We start from the raw sequence: 20,625 nt of genomic DNA, 5'->3' as shown, positions 1-20,625 counted from the left end.
GGTCGTCAACGATGACGCGGGGTTGCAGGAAAATCGCGGTGCTCTTGAATCCATCGCCAGCAAGCCGGCTCCTACAAAGGTGTGTGTCCGTTCGGGTTATGCAGTGGCAATACGTGCGGGTTTGACCGTCGTTTTACGCCCCAACATCACCGTCACGATCACCCCGGCAGCAAACAGCCAGGTGATCGGTTCGATGTGTTCACCGAAGAACAACGCCGAAAACGCGATGGTGAAGAAGATCTGCAACAGCTGGATCTGACTGACCCGGGCAATGCCACCCATGGCCAACCCGGCGTACCAGGCGAAGAAGCCGATGAACTGCGAGAACAGTGAAACATAACCAAAGGCCCACCAGGTCTTGGCCGAAATTTCGCCCTGGTGTTGCAGCGCCAGGTACACCACCGGTCCGATCAACAGCGGCGTCGACAACACCAGCGCCCAGCAGATCACCTGCCAGCCGCCCATCTCCTTGGCCAAACGTCCCCCTTCGGCATACCCCAGACCGCCCACGGCAATCGCGCCGAGCATCAGCAAATCACCGGCCTGAATGCTCCCGGCTCCGCTGATCAACGCGTAACCCAACACCAGCGCACTGCCCAGCGCGGCGCAGGCCCAGAAGGCTTTCGACGGGCGTTCGTGGGACAACCACGCGGCGTACAGCGCCACGCACAAGGGTTGCAGGCCGTTGACCAGTGCGCCGTGGGACGCGGGCAAGGTTTGCATCGCCCAGGCGGATAAAACCGGGAAGCCGAGGATCACGCCGGCGATCACCAGCGTCAGGCCTTTGACCTGTTTCCAGGTCGGCCATTTTTCCCTGCGCCACAGCAACAACAGCGCCGCCGGAATCGCCGCGAACAACGCACGGCCGAGGCCGTTGAGCAACGGATGGAGTTCCTGCACGACGATCCGTGTGAAGGGCAGGGTCAGGCTGAAAATCACAACGCCGAGCAGGCCGAGGGCCATGCCGGTGTTTTCGCGCGTGGACATGAGGGCAACCAGAATTCAGGGTGGCGGGAAGTGTCTTCATCTAGCCATAAATCCGGTGGCGGCCGCTGTTACAGCTAGGCGCAGAGTTATCCGTACAGTTGAGGACGCCTTCGCGGGCAAGCCTCGCTCCTACAGGTTTTGTGCCGAGCGCAATACCGCGACCAACCGAAATCCTGTAGGAGCGAGGCTTGCCCGCGAAGAACGATAACGCCGTAGTAGCTGGTTATTACCCGACCCTCTGGATAACGACTACCTTGAATACTCCTAAGCATTTCCCCAGAGGAGTCCTCCCCATGGCTGCCAAGAAAATCCTGATGCTGGTCGGCGATTACGTCGAAGACTACGAAGTGATGGTGCCGTTCCAGGCATTGCTGATGGTCGGCCACACGGTGCACGCCGTCTGCCCGGACAAATCCGCCGGCCAGACCGTGCGCACGGCGATCCACGACTTCGAAGGCGACCAGACCTACAGCGAAAAGCCCGGCCACCTGTTTGCCTTGAACTTCGAATTTGCCAAGGTCGCTGAAGCCGACTACGACGCGCTGCTGATCCCCGGCGGTCGAGCCCCGGAATACCTGCGCCTGAACGAAAAAGTCCTGGACCTGGTGCGTGCCTTCGACAAGGCCGGCAAGCCGATCGCCGCCGTGTGCCATGGTGCGCAATTGCTGGCGGCGGCAGGCATTCTGGAAGGTCGCGAATGCAGCGCCTACCCGGCTTGCGCACCGGAAGTACGCTTGGCCGGCGGTACGTTTATCGATATCCCGGTGACGGAAGGTCACGTTCAAGGCAATCTGGCCACTGCTCCGGCCTGGCCGGCCCACCCGAGCTGGCTCGCCGGTTTCCTCGGGTTGCTGGGCACCAAAATCACGCTGTAACGAGGGACTTTTTCATGTGCGAGCTCTACGTCAAGGCCGACCCGATTCTCTACGAATCGCGCTCCCGCTCGCTGCGCATCTGCGGGGTGGTCACCACCCTGCGGCTGGAGAATCAGTTCTGGGACATCCTCAGCGAAATCGCCGAGGTCGACGGCATGACCACCAACCAGTTGATCGCCAAGCTGTATGAAGAGGTGATGGATTATCGCGGGGAAGTGGTGAATTTTGCTTCGTTCTTGCGGGTGAGTTGTACGCGGTATTTGTCGCAACGGCGGGTGCAGACGCCGGAGTTGTCGGTGGTTCGTGCGGTGGTGAAATAGCGTAGACCGTGTCGATCCATTCGCGGGCAAGCCTCGCTCCTACAGGGGAACGCGTTCCTGTAGGAGCGAAGCTTGCCCGCGAAGAGGCCGGTTCAGGCGACAAAAATCCATGGCTGGTCTTTACTCTGAAGCGCGAAACCCCTCAATCGCCAAGGAGAAAAATTATGTCTGGATGGTATGAGTTGAGCAAAACCAGCAACGGCCAGTTTCGCTTCGTGTTGAAAGCGGCGAATGCCGAAACCATTCTGAACAGCGAGCACTACACCACTCGCAGCGCCGCCGAAAACGGCATCGCCTCAGTGCAGAAGAACAGCCCGCTGGATGAGCGCTACGAGAAAAAGACCACCAAGGATGGCCATCCGTATTTCAACCTCAAGGCTGCCAACCACGAGATCATCGGCAGCAGCGAGGCCTATTCTTCCGAGGCCGCGCGGGAAAAAGGCATCGCCAGCGTGAAGACCAACGGCCCGACCACCGTGATCAAGGACAAGACCTTGCCGGTGCTTTGAGCACATCTTCCAGACCCAATACAAATCCACTGTGGGAGCTAGCCTGCTAGCGATGGCTGCTGAACATTCGACGAAGATGTTGAATGTCAGGCCGCTATCGCTAGCAGGCTAGCTCCCACATTGGTTTTTTGTGAACTTCGAGATCAGCGCAATGCTTTCAACAAGGTTTGTAACTGACCAAGGCCATCCTCACCCAACGGAAACACCGGCAACCGTGGATCCCCCACCTCCAGCCCGGTCGCACGCAAGCCGGCCTTGATCGTCGCCGGCAACCCACCCTTCAAAATGAAGTCCAGCAACGGCAACTGGCGATAGAACAGTTCACGCGCCTTGCTCAGATCATTGGCCAAAACCGCTTCATACAAATCGAGATTGAGCTGCGCAATCAGGTTCGGCGCCGCCGTGCACCAGCCTTTCGCACCCGCTGCAAAAGCCTCCAGCGCCAGCGGATTGCAGCCGTTGTAGAACGGCACCTGACCTTCGCCGAGCCGTTGCAATTGGTGCATGCGCTGGATGTCGCCGGTGCTCTCCTTGACCATGGTCACGTTGTCCACGGCGTTGACGATGCGCAGGATCAGGTCGACCGACATGTCCGTGCCGCTGGTGGCCGGGTTGTTGTAGAGCATGATCGGTACGCCGATGCTGTCGCCGATGGCGCGGTAATGGGCGAGGATTTCCGCTTCGCTGAGTTTCCAGTAAGACGTCGGCAAGACCATCACCACGTCGGCGCCATGGGCTTCGGCGAAACGTGCGCGGCGCACCGCTTTGGCGGTGGTCAGGTCGGATACGCTGACGATGGTCGGCACCCGTTTGGCCACGTGCTTGATGCTGAACTCGCTGACCTGGTCCCACTCCGCGTCGCTCAGGTAAGCGCCTTCGCCGGTGCTGCCCAGCGGTGCGATCGAGTGGACGCCGTCGTCGATCAGGCGGTCGATGGAACGTCCGAGCGCGTCGAGATCAACGCCTTCGCCATTGGCGGTGAACGGGGTGATGGTGTAGCCGATGATGCCGTGAATCGTTGGGGTCGACATGGCGACGCTCCTCTTGAAAATGCGTGGGTTCAGTTCAGGCAATCGGCGTGTTGGCGCAGGTTCTGCCGAGCGTAGTAGTTGAACGCAGCGCCATGGCGCTTGGGTTTCGAGATCCAGTCGTGGGCTTCACGACCCAGTTCCGGAATGATCGGCTTGATGGTCCCGGCGCTCATGGCCAACAGTTGCAGCTTCGCGGCGCGTTCGATCAGTTGCGCGATCACACAGGCTTCCTCGATGGTCGTGCCGGTGGACAACTGACCGTGGTGCGACAGCAGGACCGCGCGCTTGTCGCCGAGGGCGCCGGCAATCAGCTCGCCTTCTTCGTTACCGACCGGCACACCCGGCCAGCCTTCGAGAAACGCGCAATCGTCGTAGAGCGGGCAGAGGTCCATGTGGGAAATCTGCAGCGGCACTTCGAGCATCGACAGCGCCGCGACGTGCGTCGGGTGCGTGTGAATGATGCAGTTCACGTCCGGCCGGGCGCGGTACACCCAACTGTGGAAACGGTTGGCCGGGTTGGGCATGCCGTGGCCTTCAAGCACTTCCAGGTCTTCGTTGACCAGCAGCAGGTTGCTGGCGGTGATTTCGTCGAAACCCAGGCCCAGTTGTTGAGTGTAGTAAGTGCCGGGCTGCGGGCCACGGGCGGTGATCTGCCCGGCCAGGCCGGAGTCGTGGCCGTGCACGAACAGAATGCGGCAGGTCAGGGCCAGCTTTTGCCGGTCGGTCCACGTATTATCTGCCAGGGTATTTTGCATCTGGGTCAGCGCTTGCTTGACCAGTTGCTCTTTGGGTAATGCTAAGGTCTTGGCCATATCGGTGTCCTTTGGGTGGTTCAATGGACGTCGGATTTGCCGTTCACTCGTTGCTCGCAAGGCCTTGGTGAATGCAAATGACACAAATGATGCTATATGACACATTGTGTCATTGGCAAGGATGAATCGTTGCCTCCTTGATGGATTAATCGTTCTGCATGTCTATCCGTTTGAAATTACTGAGAAAAAAACTGGGCGTGACGCTCGAGGCCCTGGCTGAAAAATCCGGGATGACCAAGAGCTATCTGTCGAAAGTCGAGCGCGGGTTGAATACGCCGTCCATCGCGGCGGCGCTGAAACTGGCCAAGGCGCTGAACGTCAAGGTCGAGGAATTGTTCTCCGAAGACAGCGTCAGCCTCGACAGCTACAGCCTGGTGCGCAGCCATGAGCGTCAGTCGCTGGCGGCCAATGATGAGAGCCCCGGCTATGCGGTGCTGGCGCATCAGGTGAGTGAGCGCAGTCTGCTGCCGTTCATCATTTATCCGCCGTTCGAATTCGCGGACAAAACCTTCAAGGAACACGTGGGGGAGGAGTTTCTGTTTGTCCACGAAGGGCAGGTGGAAGTGGACTTCATGAACGAGCGCGTGCTGCTAGAGCGCGGTGATGCGCTGCACTTCAATGCGCAGAAACCGCACCGGATCCGCTCAGTGGGCGAGGTTCAGGCGCAGTTGCTGGTGGTGGTGCATAGCGCTGAAGAGTGAGCTGCATAACACCGCGCACCCCTGTAGGAGCCGGCTTGCTGGCGATTGCGTCCGATCAGGCGATAAATGCGTCGACTGACCCACCGCCACCGCCACCGCCATCGCCAGCAAGCCGGCTCCTACAAAATCGGTGTTACACCTCGACGGGAACGGTGAGCTTGGGACTTCCAAGCGCATGCGTCTTCGAATCAAAAAACCGCAGCTCTGATCCGGTCCCCTCAAACACCTTCGCGTAATGCCGCTTCTGATGCTGGATAAACGCCTTGCTGCGCGGATAAATCGAAATCGCGACCACCTTGGGTTTCGCCTGGCGCAACGCATGAATGATGTGGCTGTCCTGCTCGCCCAGCGCATGCCCAAAGATGCACAAGCCCTCGGCATGCCCCAATAACTGGTCATAGCAAAACGACAGATAATCCGAGCTGCGGATGGTCTTGAGCTTGTCTGCGCTCGGCCCTTCGTTCACAAACAGCGGCACGTCATCCAGCGTCTTGATCGTGTTGTTGATCGCAAAGCTGCCCAGCAGCGTGCCTTCGGTCGACATCAGTTTGCGTGCCGTGCCGTCCTGATTGCGCACCAGATGCAAACCGCCGTGCAGGTACAGCAGACGGGTTTTATCGGTCGCCGTGGCGCTCAAATCAAACCCTGGCTCGGCACCCTGGAACAGGTCGGTGATCGCATCCGGCTGGTGCTGGATCGCCCAGTAGTTGAGCAAGTCGTAATTGGTGGTGAACACCGTCCGGTAACGCCCCAGTTCCTGATTGATCGTCGCCAGTGTCGAAGGCACCACCAGTCGCCACGGGATGTGCACCGCGTGCACGGTGTTGATCAGCGCTTCCTTGATCGCGTAGTAGCGATTGCGCGGCGCGGCGGAGCTGACGGCCAGGGCCTTGTTCACCCGGCTGGTGGTTTTCAGCGCACCCAGCACCTGCTCGAAACTGCGCGTTTGCATCGCGTCGAACACGCTGAGTTCGGACTGGCTCAGGGGTTTTTCTTCGACGGTGCGGGCGTTCTCGAACAGCGAGTCGTAGCCGAAATCGTCCCAGACCGCGCGGCTGGCGCCGTTGCCCACCAGCAGGCCGCTGATCGAGGCGGTGGCGCGCAGGGCGTTCCAGTCTTCTAGTTGGGCATCGACATCCTGGAAATCGGTCATTGCGGTCGTCGTCTCAAAAAGCAAAAGGTCGGATGGGCGGCGACTTTATCACGACCCGGACTTGAGCCAGATCAAGTTAACGCCGCGCCGATGGGTCGATCCTGTGGGTATCCGCCGGATCGAACCACCGATACGGCCCAGACCTGGAGATTCGCCATGAGCAGCACGTTTTTCATCCCCGCCGTGAACATCATGGGTATTGGTTGCCTCGACGAGGCCATGGACGCCATCGGCAAGTACGGTTTTAAAAAGGCGCTGATCGTCACCGACGCCGGGCTGGCCAAGGCGGGCGTGGCTGCGATGATCGCCGAGAGGCTGGCAATGAAAGACATCGACTCGGTCATCTTCGACGGCGCCAAGCCCAACCCGAGCATCGCCAACGTCGAGAGCGGGCTGGGCCTGCTCAAGGAAAGTCGCTGTGATTTTGTGGTGTCGCTGGGCGGTGGTTCGCCCCACGACTGCGCCAAAGGCATCGCGTTGTGCGCGACCAATGGCGGGCAGATTCGCGATTACGAAGGCGTCGATCAATCCGAGAAGCCGCAACTGCCGTTGATCGCCATCAACACCACCGCCGGCACCGCCAGCGAGATGACGCGCTTCTGCATCATCACTGACGAAACCCGTCACGTGAAAATGGCCATCGTCGACCGCAACGTCACGCCGCTGCTATCGGTCAACGACCCGGCGCTGATGGTCGCCATGCCCAAGAGCCTGACCGCCGCCACCGGCATGGACGCGCTGACCCACGCCATCGAAGCCTACGTGTCCACCGCCGCCAACCCGATCACTGACGCCTGCGCGCTGAAGGCGATGACGCTGATCAGCAGCAACCTGCGCTTGGCCGTGCGCGATGGCAACGACCTGGCCGCACGGGAAAACATGGCTTACGCACAGTTCCTCGCGGGCATGGCGTTCAACAATGCGTCCCTTGGCTACGTGCATGCCATGGCGCACCAGTTGGGTGGTTTCTACGACTTGCCCCATGGCGTTTGTAACGCCGTGCTGTTGCCGCATGTGCAGAGCTTCAACGCGCTGGTGTGCGCCGAGCGCCTGACCGACGTGGCCCACGCAATGGGCGCCGATATTCGCGGCTTCAGCCCGGAAGAGGGCGCGCAGGCAGCCATCACGGCGATCCGCAGCCTGGCCAGGGATGTGGAAATCCCCGCCGGGTTGCGTGAACTCGGCGCCCGGCTCAACGACATCCCGACGCTCGCCAGCAACGCCTTGAAAGACGCGTGCGGCGTGACCAACCCACGTGCAGCGGATCAGCGGCAGATCGAGGAGATTTTCCGCAGCGCGTTCTAAGCGGTTTTACGGCCGGGCGCGATGATCACGCAGAGCATCGCGCCCAGGGCCAGCAACGTGCATAACAGTGACAACGGCCATGCCTGCTGGCTGGCGATCAGGCTCGCGATACCACCGATGACGGCAGCCATCAGTTGATGGATGAACCCGCTCAACGCCATCGCATAGGCACCGCCGACCGGCGAACCGTCGTTGGCCAGCGCCAGGCTGATCGGGTAATTCAACGACTGGCCGAACACCGCTACGCAGTAAGGCAACCAGAACAACAGCGCAATCGAAGTTCCGGCGATGCTCCCCAGCAACATCACCGCACTGCCGGCCAGCACCAGCCCCACCCCCGCCGTCATCATCCGACGCTGACCTGTGCGCAGCACCAGACCGTTGACCGCCCATGCCCCGAGAAAATACCCCGCGCTGATGGGCCAGCCCAACAGCCCGTATTCCACGGCCGACCAGTTGAACGGTCCTTGCAGAATCAGCGGCGCCGCGGTGTTGAAGGCGATGATCACCCCATAACCCAGCCCGCCGGTGAGCGCCGGCAGCAGGAAGGCCCGATCACGCAGAATGCGCCAATAGCTCGGCCACGCGGACGACTGAACGGTGTCTTCCACCCGCACCGGGAACGTGACCCGTGCCACGACCATCGCCAACAACAGACTCACACTGCCCAGCAGGTAGAAAATCGCCGGCCAGCCCAACGCGACCTGGATGACCGACCCCAGGTACTGGCCGATCCCCAGCGCCACCACGAAAGAAATCGAAAGCCAGGACAGCGCTTTGGCCAACAGGTCGCCACGAAAACTGTCACGGATCAACACCCGGGCCATGACCGAAATTCCGCTGGCGCCGATGCCCTGAACCAGTCTGAAAAAGAGAAAGGATTCCAGCGTCTGGCCCAAGGGCAGCGCAAGGTTGCCCACCCCATAAATACCAAGCGCCGCCAGCAGCACCGGTTTTCGGCCGATGCGCTGAGCAAGGCTGCCCCAGAACAGCATCGGCAGCGCCATGCCGATCAGATACACGGCCAGTCCCCACGAAACCTGCGAGGCGTCGGCAGACAGATACCGAGCCATCTCCGGCAGCGCCGGCAGGTAAATGCTCATGCCTAACTGCGCGAGAAAAACCGTGCTGCAGGTGACGAGGAGGGTGGTGCTGCTCTTCATGAATGTTCCCTGGCTTCAGTCGCTGACATCTGCGGCGTGTGAGTGCAACAGCTCGGTCACGCGTTCACAAAACTGGCGAATCAACACCGGCTCCATGTCGGCACGCAGAGTGATTCTGATAGCAGCATTGCCTTGTGCAACCACCGGAAAAAATACGGCTGAGGTAAAGAATCCGTGATTGGCCAGTTCAATGGCAACGCTATTGGCCAACGACGCTTTACCGCAGCGAATCAGTCGAATGGCCATGTTGCTGCCGCATTGTGCGGTTCGAATCAGCGTGTCAAAGAGCCGGATATTAACCTGAAGTTTTTCCTGCAATGCAGCGAACTCCGGTGTGCGGTGCAACTGGATGGACGCTCTGCCCGCACCAATCGCTGCACTGTTCAGACTTTGCGACCAATTGCTGGGGCCGCCATAACGCTGAATGAGGGTCTTGTGCCGATCGCTGCCGAGCATCACCAGTCCACCACTGGCGCCAAACGATTTGGCCAGGGACGCGACGATCAGGCTGTCTTCATCAAGGGCGTTCATCCAGGGACGGACGAGACCGGCACCGAAGGTTCCAACCGCTGAAAGTGCGTGGGAATCATCCAGATAGAGAAACAGCCCATAGCGTTCCTTAAGGTACAAAAGGCTGTTCATGTCTGCGACTCCGCCCATGCTGTACGCACCGTCGGCGATGTACGCAACGTTGGCGTGTCGTTTACACAGGTCTTCGACGAAATCCATATCGTTGTGCGGGCACGTCACCACCCGGGTTTCATCCGCACACGCCGATTTCAAGTGGTTCATCGAATAATGGGCCAGTCGGTCGAACGCCATCAGCGGAGGCCGGTTTTGCGTAAATACACCACTGGCGAGCATTGGCAGTATCCCTGCACTTGCGGCGCTGCATGACAGGGTGCTCAGGCAGGTAGCGCCGAACAACTCCGACAGTTCGCTTTCGTACCGTTCCAAAGCGGCCAGTTTGCAGCGGTTTTTTGAGTTGGCAATGCGCAACGTGCCGACTTCCCGCAACGCAGTCATGGCGCCTTCAAGCAGGGCGGGATGATGATCCAGTCCTAAATAGGACGTGGTACAGAAGTGATGGAACGAGCGCCCGAACTGGTCAACCATCTGGTTTGGGCTTTTGACCTCAACATTCAGCCCCGCAATTTTCCCGGCTTCAGCGGTCTCCCAGTCGTGATCGGCTAGCGAGACGAGTTTTCGATAGTTGGTAAAGGTGTTTGCCGCGTGCGCTGTCTGGTCCATGTGTGCGTTTCTTTCCTTGAGTGCGAAGCGATCCATTGCTTTGAAGCAAGCGGTGTACGTTTCCAGACTTTACAGCGTGTGGTCAGGGGCTTTGAATCAGCCGTTTCCGGTATACCTGAGTGTTACAAGAGATAAGTGTGTAGGGCGATGCCTCGTGAGGTTGTGGGTCAAATGCTTTGCCGAGTTGCACAAAAACCGGGCTATCCTCCCGATTCAGCCACTCCCCAAACCATCGAGCCCTCCATGCTGCAAAAAAGCCTGATCCGCCGTCTCGATCTGATGACCCTTCAACTGTTTGTCGCCGTCCACGAAGAAGGCACGCTGACCCGTGCCGCTGCGCGCGAAGCGATTGCGGTGTCGGCGGCGAGCAAGCGGTTGATGGAGTTGGAGGAGGCGCTGGGCATCAGTCTGTTTGTGCGTCAGGCCAAGGGAATGACCCTGACACCGGCCGGCGAAACCCTGTTGCACCACGCTCGGCAGATGTTGTTCAACGTCGAGAAAATGGGCCTGGAGTTGGGTGAGCACAGCCACGGTATTCGCGGCTATGTGCGGATGCTCGCCAACCTGTCGGCGATCATTCAATTCCTGCCGGAAGACCTGCGGGACTTTTCCGAACGTCATCCGCAGGTCAAGACCGACCTCGAAGAACGCCCCAGCAGCGGGGTGATTCAAGGGGTGCTGGATGGCGTGGCGGACCTCGGGATCTGTTCCAGCGACAGCGATGTGAAAGGTCTGCACAGCGTGTTGTATCGCCAGGACAAACTGGTGGTGCTGATGCTGCCGGATCATCCCTTGGCCAGCCGTTCCAGCCTGGCGTTCGCCGATACGCTGGACAGCGATTACGTCGGCCTGCACGCCGCCAGTTCCATCAACATGCGCACCCACGCAGCCGCGCGTCAGGCGGGCAAAGTGCTGCGGCTGCGGATTCATGTGCCGGGGTTCGATGCGATGTGCCGGATGGTCCAGGCCAACATGGGCATCGGGATTTTGCCGCAGAAGGCTTACGAGTTGTTTGGCCGGGCGCTGGGGTTGCATGCGGTGCCGTTGACGGATGACTGGTCGGATCGGGCGTTGATCATCGTCGTGCGCGATGAAGCGGCGTTGTCGCCGGTGAGCCGGATGTTGTTTGAGCAGTTGCGCGGGCAGGGTTGAGATTATTGTTGGCAGGTCCGGCGCCTTCGCGGGCAAGCCTCGCTCCTACAGGGATCTCGCAAACCTGTAGGAGCGAGGCTTGCCCGCGAAGACTGACCTGAGGTCGCGACAATCTTCCAGAGCGTTCGCGTTTGGCGAACGCTCGTTGCCAACTGAAGGTTGGATTCCATTCCCCTCGCTCCTCTAGCCTTGGCGCATATTCCAAGAATAAGAGGTACCTCGCGATGACTGCCCCCCTGAGCGCAATCAAAGTGATCGAAATCGGCACGCTGATCGCCGCGCCGTTCGCCGCCCGCATGCTCGCCGAGTTCGGCGCCGAAGTGATCAAGATCGAAGCCATGGGCCAGGGCGACCCGCTGCGCAAATGGCGCAAACTGCACGAGGGCACCTCGCTGTGGTGGTACCTGCAATCGCGCAACAAGAAGTCCCTGGCGCTGAATCTGAAATCCCCCGAAGGCATCGAACTGGTCAAGCAACTGGCGACCAGCGCCGACGTGCTGATCGAAAACCTGCGCCCCGGTGCCCTGGAAAAACTCGGTCTGGGCTGGGACGTGCTGCACGCGCTCAATCCCAACCTGACGCTGGTACGCATTTCCGGTTACGGCCAGACCGGCCCCTACCGCGACCGCCCGGGTTTCGGCGCCATCGGCGAGGCCATGGGCGGCATTCGCTACACCACCGGCACCCCCGGTTCGCCGCCGGCGCGGGTTGGTGTCAGCCTCGGTGACTCCCTGGCGTCTTTGCACGCGGTGATTGGTGCGTTGATGTCGCTGCTGCGGGTCAAGACCGGGCAGGGCGGCGGGCAAGTGGTCGATGTGTCGCTGGCTGAAAGCGTGTTCAATGTCATGGAAAGCCTGGTGCCGGAATACGACATGCTCGGCCATGTTCGCGAACGCAGCGGCGGTGCCTTGCCGGGCATCGCGCCGTCCAACACCTACCTGACGGCCGATGGCGCCTACGTGGTGATCGCCGGCAACAGCGACCCGATCTACAAGCGTTTGATGGACGTGATCGGTCGTCGCGATCTGGCCGAAGCGCCAGAGTTTGCTCACAACGATGGCCGCGCCTTGAAAAGTAACGTGCTCGACGCCGCCATCACCCACTGGACCAGCAGCCTGCCCATCGATGACGTGCTGGCGGCACTGGAAGCCGCTGAAGTACCGGCCGGACGCATCTATTCCGTGGCCGACATCGTCGCCGACCCGCACTATCAGGCGCGGGACATGTTGCTCAGCGCCGACCTGCCCGGTGGTGCGAAAGTGAAGATGCCGGGCATCGTGCCCAAACTTTCCGAAACCCCCGGGGGTGTGAACTGGTCGGGGCCAAGCCTGGGCCAGCACACCGACGGGATTCTCGCGGGGCTGGGCCTGACGGATGCGGACATCGAACGCCTGAAAACTGAAGGGGTGGTGCAATGATCACTGATTTTTCCGAGAGCCTGATCGTTCAGGAAGTCTCCCCGCGCGACGGCCTGCAGATAGAGCCGACCTGGGTGGAAACGGTCGACAAAATCGCGTTGATCGATCAGCTGTCACTGGCTGGATTCAGCCGCATCGAAGCCGGCTCGTTCGTGTCGCCCAAGGCCATTCCCGCACTGCGCGATGGCGAGCTGGTGTTCAAGGGCATCACCCGCCAACCGGGGGTGATCTATGTTGCGTTGATCCCCAACCTCAAGGGCGCGCAACGGGCGTTGGCGTGCCGCGCCGATGAGCTGAACCTGGTGATGTCCGCCAGCCAGACTCACAACCTGGCCAACATGCGCATGCGTTGCGAGGCTTCATTGGCCGCATTCGGCGAGATCGTGCAATACGTGGGTGACACCAAGGTTCGATTGAACGGCAGCATCGCCACCACTTTCGGTTGCCCGTTCGAGGGCAAGATCGATGAGGACCGCGTGCTGCAAATCGTCGATGAATATCAGGAACTCGGGATTCAGGGCGTCACCTTGGCCGACACCACTGGCATGGCCAATCCACGGCAGGTGGATCGGCTGGTGCGGCGGGTGTTGCAGCGGGTTTCGCCAGCGGATCTGACCCTGCATTTCCACAACACCCGCGGCCTCGGCTTGTGCAATGTGCTGGCGGCTTACGAGGCGGGTGCCCGACGCTTCGACGCGGCCCTCGGCGGGCTCGGTGGTTGCCCGTTTGCCCCCGGCGCCTCGGGCAATATCTGCACCGAAGACCTGGTCAACCTGTGCGATGAAGTCGGTATTCACACCGGCATCGATCTGCCATTGTTGCTGAATCTGTCGCGAGGATTACCCGCGCTGCTCGGCCACGAAGTCCCCGGCCAACTGGCCAAGGCCGGCCGCAATTGCGACCTGCACCCGGTGCCTTCCTGACCCACCCAACACCCCTGTAGGAGCCGGCTTGCTGGCGATAGCGGTGGGTCAGGCGACATCTATGTTGGATGGGCCGGCCATATCGCCAGCAAGCCGGCTCCTACACAAAGCGATATCCACCAGACAACAAAAACAATCGGACACCCACGGGAAGTCCGCCTGGAGAAAGCACCATGAGCCTCAATGTACTGGAGGCGGGCGCGAGCCCGTCCGTTAGCCACGACGAAGAAAAAGCCCTGGTCAGCAAAGTCGCCTGGCGCCTGATGCCGCTGATCATGGTCTGCTACCTGTTCGCCTTTTTCGACCGCATCAACATCAGCTTCGCCAAGTTCCAGTTGCAGGCCGACCTGAGCCTGAGCGACACCGCATACGGCCTCGGCGCCGGGCTGTTCGTGGTCGGTTACGTGATCTTCGAAGTGCCGAGCAACATGATGCTGTACAAGGTCGGTGCCCGGCGCTGGATCGCGCGAATCATGATGTCCTGGGGCCTTGCGACGGCGGCGATGGTCTTCGTCAACAGCGAATGGCAGTTCTACGCGCTGCGCTTCGTGATCGGCGCGATGGAAGCGGGTTTTGCGCCGGGCGTCCTGTATTACCTGACGCTGTGGTTCCCGCAGCATTATCGTGGACGCATCACCTCGATGCTGTTCCTGTCATCAGCATTTGCCGGGCTGGTCGGTGCACCGTTTTCCGGGTTGGTGCTGCAACACCTCGATGGTTTCCTGGACATGCGCGGCTGGCATTGGCTGTTTCTGCTCGGCGGCGTGCCCTGCATCGGCCTCGGTTTGCTGGTGCTGACTTTGCTCAAGGACCGCATCGAAGATGCCCATTGGCTGACACCGTCGGAGAAGACATTGCTGGCCAGCCGCATCGCCCACCACGAACCGCACAAGAGCGGTGGCTCGCTGCTCGCCGCACTGCGGATTCCCGGTTTTCTCACGCTGGGCCTGATCTACTTCCTGATTCAGGTGGCGTCCTACGGCTTGAACTTCTGGGCACCGCAACTGATCCGCAGTGCAGGCACCGAGAGCCCGGTGATGATCGGTTTGCTGACGGCGATTCCGTACATCTGCGGCGCTATCAGCATGGTGGTGATCGGGCGGTTGTCCGACTCGACCGGCGAGCGGCGCAAGTTTGTCGCAGGGCTGGTGGCGGTGGGCGCGCTGGGGTTCTTCTGTGCCGGGATTTTCGCTAACCACACGACTTTCCTGATCGTCGCGCTGGGCTTGCTCGGCGCCGGGATCATCGCCTCGATTCCGAGCTTCTGGACCCTGCCCCCGAAACTGCTGGCCGGTGCCGGCGCAGGGGCTGCGGGCGGGATCGCGGTGATCAACACCCTCGGCCAGTTCGGCGGCATCGTCAGCCCGGTCATGGTCGGGCGCATCAAAGACCTGACCGGCAGCACCACCCCGGCGCTGTACGTCATCGGCGTCTGCGCGCTGATCGCGGTTGCGCTGTTGTTGTGGGGATTGCCGCAAAAACTGCGCACACTCGACAAGTTCTAGGGAAGTACCTAACCCTGTAGGAGCCGGCTTGCTGGCGATGCGTCCCTCGAAAACCGCATTGCAACTTCAGACCGCAATCGCCAGCAAGCCGGCTCCTACAAGACCGCGGCGTGCAGGTAATAACAATCGCTCCCAAAACACGCACAACCCTGTAGGAGCCGGCTTGCCGGCGATGGGGCCCTCGAAAACCGCATTGCAATCCCAGACCGCTATCGCCAGCAAGCCGGCTCCTACAAGACCGCGGCGTTCAGGTAATAACAATCGCTCCCAAAGCACGCACAACCCTGTAGGAGCCGGCTTGCCGGCGATGAGTCCCTCGAAAACCGCATTGCAATCTCAGACCGCAATCGCTGGCAAGCCAGCTCATACAAGGGATCTGGTCCTGAATCAGACGTTGAACGGGTTGTATGAGCGGATTGAGGAGGAGATATTGCACAGCCTGTCTTTCGACGTTCGAGGTAATCAGATTGCTAACCGGCCTCAACCACCTGACTCTCGCCGTCACCGACCTGAACCACAGCGTGGCGTTCTATCGCGACATTCTGCAGCTTCAGCTCGAAGCCACATGGGACTCCGGCGCCTATCTTTCGCTACCCGGCCTGTGGTTGTGCCTTTCCCTCGATCCCCTGCGCAACGCCGAACCCGCCACCGACTACACCCATTACGCCTTCAGCATCAGCGCATCCGGCTTCCTGCCATTCGTCGAACGTCTTCGTGCCGCCAACGTCCGCGAATGGCGCGAAAACCGCAGCGAAGGCGCGTCGTTCTACTTCCTCGACCCCGACGGCCACCAGCTCGAAGCCCATGTCGGCGACCTGGCGTCGCGATTGGCCGCCTGTCGTCAGCGGCCGTATGCAGGAATGAAGTTCTTCGACGATCAGTCAGTCGATTCCCCGGGACCTGATATAGACTTGCGCCCATTCACCGGATAGTACAAAAGGATTTCCCGATGACCCCATCGCTGCTCATGGCCGTTCTCGCCTCGGGCTTTATCTACGGCATCACGCCCGGGCCCGGCGTTTTGGCGGTGTTCGGTATTGGTGCAGCGCGTGGACGAAGGGCAGGGGCAGGCTTTTTGTGCGGGCATTTGCTCGGGGACGTGGTTTGGTGCAGTACCGCGCTGATCGCGATTGTCGGTGCGCGGGAAATCGGCAGCACTGCGTTTGACGTGTTGGGCGTGCTCAGCGGGCTCTATCTGTTCTGGCTCGGTTTGCGCGCGGTGCGGGCCAAACGCAGCAGCGCCGAAGCGCCGCAAGGCCCGGCGCGGCAGCCATTCTGGCACGGCATTCTGTTCGGTCTGACCAATCCCAAAGCTTACCCGGTGGCGGTGGCGACTTTTACGGCGTTGCTGTCCAGTCGTGCGGAACTGCTGCATTGGTCGATGTTGCCGTGGCTGATCGTTCTGAGCTTCGTTGGCGGTTTGATCGCCTACGCTATCCTCATTGGCATCGTCGGTGCACGGCAGGTGCGCAGCCTGTATCAACGGCATGAACTGGCGATCACCCGGTTGTGCGGGGTGATGTTTATCGGTTTCGCCATCAACGCCCTGGTGCATGCCTTGCCGGGGCTGATGCCGAACAAGGCTTGAAACTGATCGCAGGGACGCGTCAGCGGCATCATCACTGGTCAGGGATGGTTCTTTATTGCTGCATTGTTCGGACATGCTCTCTGCACCATGGCAACCAGAAATTCCGCGCCGTCGGCGAGTTACATCGATCTACTGCTGGACGCCGTTTGCGCGGTCGATAAACAGGGTCGCTTTGTTTTTGTCAGCGCGGCCTGCGAGCGCATTTTCGGCTACACGCCTGACGAGTTGGTCGGCCAGCCGATGATCGAACTGGTGCATCCCGCCGACCGCCAGCGCACCCTCGACGCCGCGCGGGAGATCATGGGCGGCGACCCCAAACTCAACTTCGAAAACCGCTACGTGCGCAAGGATGGCCGGGTGGTGCATATCCTGTGGTCCGCACGCTGGTCGGAAGTCGATCAACTGCGCATCGCCGTGGCCCGTGACATCACCGAACGCAAGCAGGCCGAGTCCCGACAAGCGGCGCTGTACGCGATCTCCGAAGCGGCCCACGCGGCGGAGGATTTGCTGGCGTTGTTCAAGCGCATCCACCTGATCATCGGTGAATGGCTGCCGGCGCTGAACTTCTCCGTGGCGCTGTATGACGAGCATTGCGCGCAGCTCAATTTCCCTTACCACGTCGACGACAACGAGCAGCAACCCGAACAGCCTGGAACGGTGACCGGACGCTTGTGTGCCGAAGTGATCCGCAGCGGTCAACCGATCCTGCTGACCCCGAATCAGGAAAACACCCCCGCCGGATTCGAGGCGCTGGTCACGGGCCAGCATTCGCCGTGCTGGCTGGGCGTGCCGTTGAACTCCCAGAAAGGCACCATCGGCGCACTGATCGTCAAAAGCGTGGCGGGCGGCGAGCGCTACACCGAGCAAGACAAGGAACTGTTGCAGTTCGTGTGTGCCCAGGTCGCCACCGCCATCGAGCGCAAGCAGTTGCACGCCCGACTGCAGCGCATGGCCCAATACGATCAACTGACCCAACTGCCCAATCGCGAGTTGCTCCGGGACCGGCTGAAAGCCTCACTGGCACTGGCCAAGTCGGAAAGCGGGCGCATGGCGCTGTTGTACGTCGACCTCGACCGCTTCAAGGAAGTCAACGACACCCACGGCCATGCAGTCGGCGACATGCTGCTGCAAGCGGTCGCCAATCGCCTGAAAGGCTGCGTGCGGGAAACCGACACCGTGGCGCGCATCGGCGGCGATGAGTTCGTGGTGCTGCTGCACACCATTCAGGCCTCGGAAGATGCCGACAGCGTGGCGGGCAAAATCCGTCATATCCTCGCGCAACCGCTGCGGCTGGATGGGCACAGCCTGAACATTCAATTGAGCATCGGCGTCGCGCATTTTCCCGAGCATGGCACGGAAGAAAAGCAATTGTTCCGCCATGCCGACGAGGCGATGTACACAGCCAAACGCCAGCATCACCTGCGACTCGGGGCCTGAAAACCACGGCACCGTTCGTCGCGTCGATCCCGTTTTTTTTTAAACCTTTGCGGTGATGGAAATTCAGATCCTATGCGGGCTCCTGCTCGCTGCGATCATCACCAAGAGGTAGAGAATCATGCCTAACTCAAGAAACTCGAACTCGGGAAGTTTCGCCAACGATCGAACGAAGGCGTCTGAAGCCGGTCGCAAAGGTGGGAAAACGACCACCACGACTGTCGATAAAGAACCTTTGAAACCCGACATGGGCCGCAAAGGTGGCCAGAAATCCAAGTAGTGGTGAAAGTGGTTTTGATTGAGAGGCGGGAGCGAAAGCTCCCGTTTGAATTTATAGAGAGGAGGGCGCGACCATGAGCCAGATGGCCACCCGATTATGCAGCGCCGGATTTGCCACGTTACTGGGCCTGTGTGCCAGCAGTGCCTTTGCCCAGTCCCCCGCCGAATTCATCAACGATGCCTCGGCCAAAGGCATGGCCGACATCGAAGCCAGTCGCCTGGCGCACCAGAAATCCGAATCCAAAGAGATCAAGGACTTCACCATCATCGTCATCAACGACCGCACCACTGCGAACCAGCACCTGGCGAAAATCGCCAGGCAACTGGATCTGCCGGTGGCGCCACGGGAAGAGGTGGTCGACAAGGCCAAAGCCTTGATGCCGCAAGTGCAGGAGGGCGATTCTTTTGATCAGGCATACGCCGCCAGCCAGGTGAAAACCACGCAGGAAGCCATCGAACAACTGGAGCAGGAGGCGCAGACCACCGACGTACCGGAAATCAAAGCCTTCGCTGAAGAAACCCTGCCCAAACTGCAGAACCACCTGCAAATGGCCAGGGCGCTGCAAGCAGATTGCTGACGCGCTTTCTGTAGGAGCCGGCTTGCTGGCGATCCGGACAACGCGGTGTGGCTGATTAACTGCGGTGATGCCATCGCCAGCAAGCCGGCTCCTACAGATCAGGGCACCCTTACTTCAACCGCCCAACTGAAATACCCCAACGCCTCGCAGTTTTTATCAACCAGCATGAAATGCAGCTCACACGCCTCAACTCCGGCGGCGAGTCGGGTGCATGCCCAATAATGATCATCGGCCTGGTGAGTGCCCGGTTCAGTCGGGTTTTCAGCGTCGGGTGCTGGCACTGTCAGGCTGCCCCGTACCACCAGTTCCGGCGGCGACAATACGCCGGCGTCACCCACAGACATCTCGTAAAACACCACACTGTGCTCAGCGAGCAAGCTGACGGTTCTTCCACGGATATGGAAAGTCGCACCGCTGCCAGCGGTCAACGTGATCAGGCTGTCATTTGTTGTACTTTGTGGTTCTGGCGATCCGTTGATGCTGAAGACGAATCCATCGGAAATGGGTGTCGGATTGTCCGCCTCAAGACTCGGGTTCGGGTAGCGTAAAAGCAGTGATTCGGCGTCGACAATCAGCAACACATTGTTGGCAGTCGCGACGCTTGAGGAAGGAGATTTGATCGGTTCGGAAGTCATCATGGATTCCTTTCATGATGGTGACACTTGACGGTAGCCGCTTCGGTTTATGCAAGGCATTCCGTTCCTGTCGAGGCGGCAACGCAGTCAGCAAAAGCCCCTCGTTGCCAAGGGGCCTGACGCTCGTCAGTTGCGGATGGTAATGAACGGGTCCCACGAGCAGCAGCCGACGATCTTGCACTCGCGATCCACGATCAGGAAGTGGAAGTGATACGTCACGCTGCCGCTGGACAGGGTTTCCGAAGACCAGTAATGGTTATCGACTTTCTGGCAGCTGGGCACTGATGGATTGCTGGTGTTGGGCACGGCTACGCAGGCGACAGCCTTGCGTGGCGTGGGTGTGGAGATCAAGTCGAGGCCGATATTGCCGACGAACTTGTAGAAAATCACTGCGGTCTCGAAGCTCTGCGACAGGCTGGTTTCACGCCAGCGAATCAGGTCGCCCACCTGGGCTTTCAAGTTGAGTTCGCCACCGGCCTGGCCGCTCACCACGTTGTTCTGGTTGGTCACCATGTACACGTGATTGACGTCGATCAGCGTTGGTGCAGCAGGGTTTTTGCTGATGTTCGGGTAGTTTTTCAGAATGGTTTCGGTGTCGATGGAAACCAGTACATCCGTGACTCGAGACATAGTGAAACTCCTTGTTCATAGTGAATGCCTGGCATCTTTCCAGGCTCAACAACGCTTGCTTGCCTTGCGGTCGTTGCGCAAACACTACGGACGGAACCCACCTGTCACGGGCATGAGCTGGCCTTGCTCCTTGAGTACAAACCAACGGGTTCGGGTTCCTTCCGACGGGCCGCGATTGGACTATAGAAGTGAAATTCAGGCTGTCAAAACTGCTTTGGCGATGGCTCGACGAACGGTCGATCTGGTTATGAATTCTGATCATTTGGCGATAAGAAACGACCTGCATAGCCTTAGAACATCCAAAAGTCGGATAGGGAGGGATGCGTGGGGCGAGGTATCGTAGCGAACCGGTTGTCGGCCAAGGCCCGGACAACGC

At 60.1% G+C, this 20,625-nt stretch carries 22 protein-coding genes; 14 read left to right on the top strand and 8 right to left on the bottom strand.

The window, feature by feature from the left end:
• Positions 1-96 precede the first annotated feature (96 nt).
• Complete coding sequence (locus tag KGA82_RS03370) at positions 97-987, bottom strand: DMT family transporter (RefSeq protein ID WP_207286753.1); 891 nt, start codon at positions 985-987, stop codon at positions 97-99.
• 293 nt (positions 988-1,280) lie between these two features.
• Between KGA82_RS03370 and KGA82_RS03365 the strand changes: the two genes are divergently transcribed.
• The 3 genes from KGA82_RS03365 (at position 1,281) to KGA82_RS03355 (ending at position 2,691) form a co-directional block, all read left to right on the top strand.
• A complete protein-coding gene (locus KGA82_RS03365; RefSeq protein ID WP_223449614.1) occupies positions 1,281-1,862 on the top strand; it encodes a DJ-1/PfpI family protein in 582 nt (193 codons plus the stop codon).
• Between the two features lie 14 nt (positions 1,863-1,876).
• Positions 1,877-2,182 carry a ribbon-helix-helix domain-containing protein gene (locus tag KGA82_RS03360; protein ID WP_223449613.1) on the top strand — a complete coding sequence of 102 codons (306 nt, stop codon included), beginning with the start codon at positions 1,877-1,879 and terminating at the stop codon, positions 2,180-2,182.
• A gap of 164 nt (positions 2,183-2,346) precedes the next feature.
• On the top strand, positions 2,347-2,691 hold the full coding sequence (locus tag KGA82_RS03355) for a YegP family protein (RefSeq protein ID WP_008025708.1): 345 nt from the start codon (positions 2,347-2,349) through the stop codon (positions 2,689-2,691).
• Between the two features lie 143 nt (positions 2,692-2,834).
• Here KGA82_RS03355 and KGA82_RS03350 read toward each other — a convergent pair whose 3' ends face one another.
• The gene (locus KGA82_RS03350; protein WP_223449612.1) at positions 2,835-3,722 is read right to left on the bottom strand and encodes a dihydrodipicolinate synthase family protein; all 888 of its coding nucleotides are present in this window, start codon (positions 3,720-3,722) and stop codon (positions 2,835-2,837) included.
• A 29-nt stretch (positions 3,723-3,751) separates the two neighbouring features.
• On the bottom strand, positions 3,752-4,534 hold the full coding sequence (locus KGA82_RS03345) for an aldolase (RefSeq protein ID WP_223449611.1): 783 nt from the start codon (positions 4,532-4,534) through the stop codon (positions 3,752-3,754).
• Between the two features lie 158 nt (positions 4,535-4,692).
• Here KGA82_RS03345 and KGA82_RS03340 point away from each other — a divergent pair, with 158 nt between their 5' ends.
• Positions 4,693-5,235: a helix-turn-helix domain-containing protein gene (locus KGA82_RS03340; RefSeq protein ID WP_008039507.1), complete on the top strand. Its 543-nt coding sequence runs from the start codon at positions 4,693-4,695 to the stop codon at positions 5,233-5,235.
• Positions 5,236-5,368: 133 nt separating this feature from the next.
• Here KGA82_RS03340 and KGA82_RS03335 read toward each other — a convergent pair whose 3' ends face one another.
• A complete protein-coding gene (locus tag KGA82_RS03335; RefSeq protein ID WP_008025718.1) occupies positions 5,369-6,388 on the bottom strand; it encodes a DUF4917 family protein in 1,020 nt (339 codons plus the stop codon).
• A 156-nt stretch (positions 6,389-6,544) separates the two neighbouring features.
• Here KGA82_RS03335 and yiaY point away from each other — a divergent pair, with 156 nt between their 5' ends.
• On the top strand, positions 6,545-7,693 hold the full coding sequence (gene yiaY, locus KGA82_RS03330) for an L-threonine dehydrogenase (RefSeq protein WP_223449610.1): 1,149 nt from the start codon (positions 6,545-6,547) through the stop codon (positions 7,691-7,693).
• Here yiaY and KGA82_RS03325 read toward each other — a convergent pair.
• Both KGA82_RS03325 and KGA82_RS03320 read right to left on the bottom strand, forming a co-directional pair.
• Complete coding sequence (locus KGA82_RS03325) at positions 7,690-8,856, bottom strand: multidrug effflux MFS transporter (protein ID WP_223449609.1); 1,167 nt, start codon at positions 8,854-8,856, stop codon at positions 7,690-7,692. The two genes, yiaY and KGA82_RS03325, sit on opposite strands and share 4 nt — an antisense overlap.
• Positions 8,857-8,871: 15 nt before the next feature.
• Positions 8,872-10,107 (bottom strand): aminotransferase class I/II-fold pyridoxal phosphate-dependent enzyme, encoded by a 1,236-nt coding sequence (locus KGA82_RS03320; RefSeq protein WP_223449608.1) that lies wholly within the window; start codon positions 10,105-10,107, stop codon positions 8,872-8,874.
• A gap of 243 nt (positions 10,108-10,350) precedes the next feature.
• On the opposite strand from KGA82_RS03320, the gene KGA82_RS03315 reads away from it, so the two are divergent.
• The 9 genes from KGA82_RS03315 (at position 10,351) to KGA82_RS03275 (ending at position 18,984) form a co-directional block, all read left to right on the top strand.
• Positions 10,351-11,259 (top strand): LysR family transcriptional regulator, encoded by a 909-nt coding sequence (locus tag KGA82_RS03315; protein ID WP_008025723.1) that lies wholly within the window; start codon positions 10,351-10,353, stop codon positions 11,257-11,259.
• Positions 11,260-11,483: 224 nt separating this feature from the next.
• Positions 11,484-12,677 (top strand): CaiB/BaiF CoA transferase family protein, encoded by a 1,194-nt coding sequence (locus tag KGA82_RS03310; protein ID WP_223449607.1) that lies wholly within the window; start codon positions 11,484-11,486, stop codon positions 12,675-12,677.
• A complete protein-coding gene (locus tag KGA82_RS03305) occupies positions 12,674-13,600 on the top strand; it encodes a hydroxymethylglutaryl-CoA lyase (protein WP_223449606.1) in 927 nt (308 codons plus the stop codon). Before KGA82_RS03310 ends, KGA82_RS03305 begins: the two co-directional genes overlap by 4 nt.
• 173 nt (positions 13,601-13,773) lie before the next feature.
• Entirely contained in the window at positions 13,774-15,105 is a 1,332-nt protein-coding gene (locus KGA82_RS03300; protein WP_008025730.1) for an MFS transporter, read from the top strand.
• A gap of 467 nt (positions 15,106-15,572) precedes the next feature.
• Positions 15,573-16,037, top strand: coding sequence for a fosfomycin resistance glutathione transferase (fos, locus tag KGA82_RS03295; RefSeq protein WP_223449605.1), 465 nt, complete (start codon positions 15,573-15,575; stop codon positions 16,035-16,037).
• A 17-nt stretch (positions 16,038-16,054) separates the two neighbouring features.
• A complete protein-coding gene (locus tag KGA82_RS03290) occupies positions 16,055-16,693 on the top strand; it encodes a LysE family translocator (RefSeq protein WP_008036165.1) in 639 nt (212 codons plus the stop codon).
• Between the two features lie 87 nt (positions 16,694-16,780).
• Positions 16,781-18,130: a bifunctional diguanylate cyclase/phosphodiesterase gene (locus KGA82_RS03285; RefSeq protein ID WP_008036168.1), complete on the top strand. Its 1,350-nt coding sequence runs from the start codon at positions 16,781-16,783 to the stop codon at positions 18,128-18,130.
• 118 nt (positions 18,131-18,248) lie between these two features.
• Entirely contained in the window at positions 18,249-18,407 is a 159-nt protein-coding gene (locus tag KGA82_RS03280; protein ID WP_008025734.1) for a KGG domain-containing protein, read from the top strand.
• Between the two features lie 73 nt (positions 18,408-18,480).
• Positions 18,481-18,984 carry a DUF4142 domain-containing protein gene (locus KGA82_RS03275; RefSeq protein WP_223449604.1) on the top strand — a complete coding sequence of 168 codons (504 nt, stop codon included), beginning with the start codon at positions 18,481-18,483 and terminating at the stop codon, positions 18,982-18,984.
• A 98-nt stretch (positions 18,985-19,082) separates the two neighbouring features.
• Here KGA82_RS03275 and KGA82_RS03270 read toward each other — a convergent pair whose 3' ends face one another.
• Positions 19,083-19,619 (bottom strand): AidA/PixA family protein, encoded by a 537-nt coding sequence (locus KGA82_RS03270; protein ID WP_223449617.1) that lies wholly within the window; start codon positions 19,617-19,619, stop codon positions 19,083-19,085.
• Between the two features lie 126 nt (positions 19,620-19,745).
• Positions 19,746-20,249, bottom strand: a complete 504-nt coding sequence (locus KGA82_RS03265) for an inclusion body family protein (RefSeq protein WP_008025740.1) — start codon at positions 20,247-20,249, stop codon at positions 19,746-19,748.
• Between the last annotated feature and the right edge of the window lie 376 nt (positions 20,250-20,625).

Origin of the sequence: Pseudomonas sp. BF-RE-22 (genome assembly GCF_019956155.1) — a bacterium.
GTDB lineage: Bacteria > Pseudomonadota > Gammaproteobacteria > Pseudomonadales > Pseudomonadaceae > Aquipseudomonas > Aquipseudomonas migulae.
The sequence above is the reverse complement of the archived record's forward strand: the minus strand, read 5'-3'. Positions and strand labels throughout refer to the sequence as shown.